Raw genomic sequence first — 5,476 nt, 5'->3', positions numbered from 1 at the left:
GAGTCTGGGCGTTTTTGCCGAAAAATATCATGCAGACTACGCCCTGCGCATATCAAAGAAAAACTTCGGGTTTGAAAATCGCATCAAATCAGTGCCGCTCTATGCTGTGTTTTGCCTTGCATAATTATAGAGCGTGGGAGCTATTCAATGAGCAGCGCGCTTCTTTTGAATGGAACAAGATATCCACCAGACACCGGTCATGGGGAACGTCAGGGCACATTCTCTTGCAGCAGGCTGTCTATTGAAAAGAAGCCCACCATTAACCAGTGCTTGGTCAAAGACGGGCTACTTGCTTCTGAATATCTGTCACACTTCATTGTTTACCAAAGAAATCCCTCTTTGCCTATTGAATGGAGGCCAAGAGGGATTTCTATGATTATCTACCCTATGTGAGGGTTGTTATTCCAACCACGTGTCATAACAGCCCGAGGGATCAGGATTCTCCCATCCACGCAGGGCTTCGTTGTTGTTCTCTTCGGTTGTGACGATACTGAAATTCATCCATGCCGGACGGCCGTCCGTATTAAAACGGGCCGCATCTGTCCAGTTAGTACCGGGATAGCCACGCGTTACGGAAAGATCCAAACGCTTGATATCATAAAACGTGGTGCCTTCTCCCCAAAGTTCTATACGCTTTTGCAGCAGAACCTCGAACACAACATCTGAATTATTGCATACATAAGACGGGTCACGATAAGACTTCATGAAGTTTTCCAACAGAGTCTTTCCCTCGCTGGCATTCAGGTGAGCAGCAGCTTCGGCCTCAATAAAGTACATTTCTTCCACACGCATGAATGGATATGCTGAAGCCGAGGCTATCGTATAATCGCTCGTATTCCCTTGGGCAGGGCGGAACTTAACGCTGGCATAATCAGGTACCAGGGCAGCTTGCTCTGGAATAATGAATACCGTCTGTCCCTCCAAAGCACTGCCTTGCGGGGCCTTCCAGGCCTTTTTTCTAAAGTCCGTATCGGCTATCTGGCTGTACAGATGGGCATCAATCATATTCATCATGCCGCCTCCGTTTGCCCAGGCATAGCCATACAGAGCTTCAACAGACATGAAAGAAGTCCAGTTCAACAGACCGGTCTGTACAGCAGCGTCTTCTGCCTGAAGTTGGGAACCCCACATCCAGTAGTCCAACTGGTTAAAGCCAGTGGTAGGATCCAGCCATTCGCTCTCAGTCATCGGGTCAGATGACGTTTCATTAATGGCTCTGCGGGCATAATCCCTGGCACTGGCATACTCACCTAACCACATATAATAACGGGCTTTCAGACCATAAATAGCGTCTAAGTGAGGTAAGGTCTTGGTAGCAATGTCCAGGTGCACGATGTATTCCTCGGCCTTGTTCAAATCTGATAAAATGAACTCTGCCATCTGCTCGCGTGTGGCACGCGGATTGTTACGGGCTGTTTCTTCCGAAGTAGTTTCAGTTACAATGGGCACTGTAAGACCTTTTACATCGTTACCGCTACTGTTGATGGATGACACGGCGTCATTCTCCAGGAATTCAAACGATTGTGCCATATCCAGATAGAGCATGGCACGGAAGCCATAACCGGCACCCAGATATCCCAACTGCGTCTCAGTGGCCGTTTCCGGATTGACGGCACTGATCAAGTTGTTTGTGGTCTGCACAAACTTCCAGTAATAGTTCCAGATGAACTGGCTGGCTGATGTGTTAGGCCCTATACCGCTATTGTTATACCAGAAGTGGTACCAGATGGAATAAGGACTGGAGGGAATGGCCAAATCACCGGTCATTACGTCACGGATGTGAATCAGCGAACCATATCCCCATTCCCAGTGATTGCCCACTACGGTTTCTACATCGTTGGCAAACGCCGGCATGGCCCATAACAAGGCCTCTGTGGCCTTGGCCGAGGAGCCCAATTGGTCTGTGGTAGCTCCATTGGTGGGGAAGGTCTCCTCGATACAACTGTTCAGCGACAAAGTTGCCGTGCAGCATACGCCTAAAACAAGTTTTGATATATTCTTCATATTTACAAATTGCTTTAAATGGTTAGAATGTTAATGTTATACCACCCGAAATAGTACGTATCGGCGCATAATAGGAAGCGGTCGTACTACCGCTGATGCTCTGCCGCGGGTCCATACCTTTACGTTTCGACCACAGACATACATTGTCTGCCGACAGATACACGCGCAACTTCTCCACACCGAAAGTGCGGCAGATGCGTGCCGGCAGTGTGTAACCGGCACTGATGTTCTGCAAGCTCAGATAAGAAGCACTCGTCAGGAAGCGGTCGGAGGCAGAAGCCGTGTACAGGTCGCCATACTGGAAGCGAGGAATATTGCTTTGGGTATTCTCAGAAGACCAAGACTTTAACAAATCTTTGTGGAAAGCGTTACCACGGTCTTGCGAGGTCGGTGCAGCCATCATGCTGGCATAGTCCGTATCATATACCTGTCCGCCAATCTGGTAAGCGAAATCTATGGAGAAATCAATGCCTTTGTAACTCAACGAGGTATTGAAACCACCATATACATCGGGCAGCGAAGTGCCACACAGATAAAAGTCGGCATCCGAAGGATTGGTTACAGTCTCCCGACCCGTTACCTTGCCGGTCTCAGGATCTACGACATTCTTGTAATACAAGGCCTCGCCTTGTTCATTAACACCGGCATACCGATTCAAATAGTATGTAAACAAAGAAATGCCTTCACCATAGAATTTGTCACCACTGCTATAACCTTTCACGCCATCTACCTCCATCGTCTTACGCTCGTCCGGCAGATAAGTCACCTTATTTTTATAATGTGTCAGGTTCAAACCAATGTTCCATTCCAGGTCACGCGTCTTGATGGGAGTACCTTTCAGCTCCAGTTCCAATCCCATGTTACGCATGTCGCCCACATTGGCATAATAAGATGTGTAACCGAAAGAAGGCGGCAGGGGGAAGGAGAACAACATATCAGTCGTTTTGCGGTTGAAAAATTCTACCGTACCGGACAAGCGTTGTTTGAAGAACTCAAAATCAAATCCTATGTTGAAGTTGGCATTCGTTTCCCACGTAATATCTTTGTTACCCAACGTCTCAGGTACAGCGGCAGGACTGCCTGATGAATTGATGATGCTATAGGTGCTGACATAACGGTAGTTACCGATGTTGTCATTGCCTTGTGAACCGTAGGAAATCTTGAATTTCAACATATCAATCCATTCTACATCAAACCAGTCTTCGTGCGTAATATTCCAGGCAGCACTGGCCGACCAGAAATTACCCCAACGGTTATCCGGATGAAAGCGGCTGGAAGCATCGCGGCGGTAAGAACCCGAAACAAAATACTTCTCGGCAAGATCATATTGAACACGACCAAAATAGCCTTCTGTATTGTAATCCGTTGTATAAGAATCCACACTGCCGTTTGTGATAGCACCGGCCAACTCTGAGTTGCTGGGGTCAAACATGTTCATCTTGTTGCCCAACAGGTAATAATACTTGCTGCGATACGATTCATGTCCCACCATCACGTCAACGTTATGTTCGCCATAACTGTGTTTCCAGGTCAGTAACTGCTGGAAGTTATACGACAGATCACGTGTGTGATACTTATACAGGATGCCATTGGAATTTGCATATTGTCCATAGAAGGGATTCGTTACCTGGCTGGTACGTGTCTCGTCCACATACACATTATTGGTCGATGTGAACTTGAAGTCCTTGAGGAAACGGATTTCAAAGAAACCGCTGGCATTGATAGCGTTGCCTTCTGCATTATTCGTATTCAGAATAGATTCGGCCACGGCATTAGAACCCGGATAAATGGGGCGTGTCATGCCTCCGTTGCTGCCATCGCCAAAGTCATACCAGGTGAAGCCGTTGCTGTCATGCATGATGTTGCCATTGCCATCGCGCAAATACATCGGATAAATCGGGGCAATCTCTGTAGCGATTGAAAAGGCGTTACCAGAATTGCCAAGCTCACCGTCAGAGCCCAACATATTTGCATCAAAATGAGTATAAGCCATGTTTGCTCCCACTTTCAACCATTCCTTCACCTGATAGTCTGCGCGCAGGCGTCCCGTCAGACGTTCATAGTCTGAATTGGCAGTGATACCTTCATTATTCAGGTAGTTTACGGAAGCATAGAACGATGATTTGTCATTACCGGCCGTCACACTGACATTATATTCTTGTCGGAGGCTGCGACGATAAGTTTCGTCCAACCAGTTATCCGGACGTATCAAGTATTGCTGCCCATTGATATCTACCAGATTACCCAACGTGGCATTGGGATTCAGCTTACCATCCTGTCCTATGAGATATTCACCGTTGGGTACACTGAATACATTATAACCCAAACCGTAGTCACCCGATTGTGTCAGATTGGTCACTGCCATCTGATAAGCATCGGCTGCACTCAAACCACGGCCTAAGAAGTAGTTGTTCAGGGCACCATAATACATTTCATAATATAGTCCCGGATCACGCACCATGTCATAATCGCGCGTAGCCCGTGAGTTAGCACCCCATTTAGCATCTACCGTAACCGTAGCTTGCCCACTGTTGCCCTTCTTGGTGGTAATCATGATGACGCCATTAGCACCGCGCGCACCATACAAGGCATTAGATGCAGCGTCCTTCAGCACCGTCATGCTCTCAATGTCTTGCGAGTTCAAGTTATTCAGGTCACCGTCAAAGGGAACGCCATCTACAATAATCAGAGGGTCATTGGCCGCATTGATAGAACTAATACCACGGATGCGGATAGTAGGGCTTGTGGCACCCGGCTGTCCAGAAGTGTTATTCAGCTGTACGCCTGCCACTTTACCAGTCAATGCATTAGCCACATTACTCGTCTGGATTTTGCTGATTTCTTCTGATGAAATCACACTGGCAGAACCTGTAAAGGCAGAACGTTTGGCTGTACCATACGCAGTAACCAAGACTTCGTCCAGCAACTCCGTGTTACTTTTCAAAGCCACTCTCATGTTTGGCTGAATCTCCACCTCTTGAGTCTGCATACCCACATACGAGACTACTAGAGTTCCCGCGGAACTTGGTGCGTATGTAACTTGTTGGAAAATAACAATTTATCAGTCATGAGAGATTCCCTGGTACTTAGTTCGTAGGACTGTATATCAGACATTTAAGTAAGGACAAACGGTGAACATTGTTACCTCTTTGCTACTCATTTATTGAGTAGCAAAGAGGTAATATTTAGAGAATTACGAATATATGATTCGAACAGTGTGATACCCAAATGCTACTTATCGCTTTTTGTCATGGAATATCAGTCCTGTATTTGTCTTTCTGCAGTTCTTCTTTCTTACCCAAGAAGAGGAGCATAAATGAAGGGTAAAACCATGTATTTTGTAAACTTTTATGCTCATAGAACTTACTGCCATGAGAAGGCTGTAGAACCGGATTTTCTATGCATATTTCGGTTAAATGATTTGTCATTCTATTAAAAACGGTCTTCAGCTCTTAAGTTGTATCAATGGCCG

General features: G+C 46.5%; 2 protein-coding genes. Both read right to left on the bottom strand.

From position 1 onward, the window contains the following. Positions 1 to 399: 399 nt before the first annotated feature. Positions 400 to 2,004: a RagB/SusD family nutrient uptake outer membrane protein gene (locus tag B5F34_RS16885; RefSeq protein ID WP_087340921.1), complete on the bottom strand. Its 1,605-nt coding sequence runs from the start codon at positions 2,002 to 2,004 to the stop codon at positions 400 to 402. A 22-nt stretch (positions 2,005 to 2,026) separates the two neighbouring features. Next, positions 2,027 to 5,056: a TonB-dependent receptor gene (locus tag B5F34_RS16880; RefSeq protein WP_255376985.1), complete on the bottom strand. Its 3,030-nt coding sequence runs from the start codon at positions 5,054 to 5,056 to the stop codon at positions 2,027 to 2,029. Positions 5,057 to 5,476: the final 420 nt, after the last annotated feature.

Source organism: Mediterranea sp. An20 (assembly GCF_002160055.1).
GTDB lineage: Bacteria > Bacteroidota > Bacteroidia > Bacteroidales > Bacteroidaceae > Bacteroides > Bacteroides avicola.
This window is presented reverse-complemented; position numbering and strand designations above follow the sequence as displayed.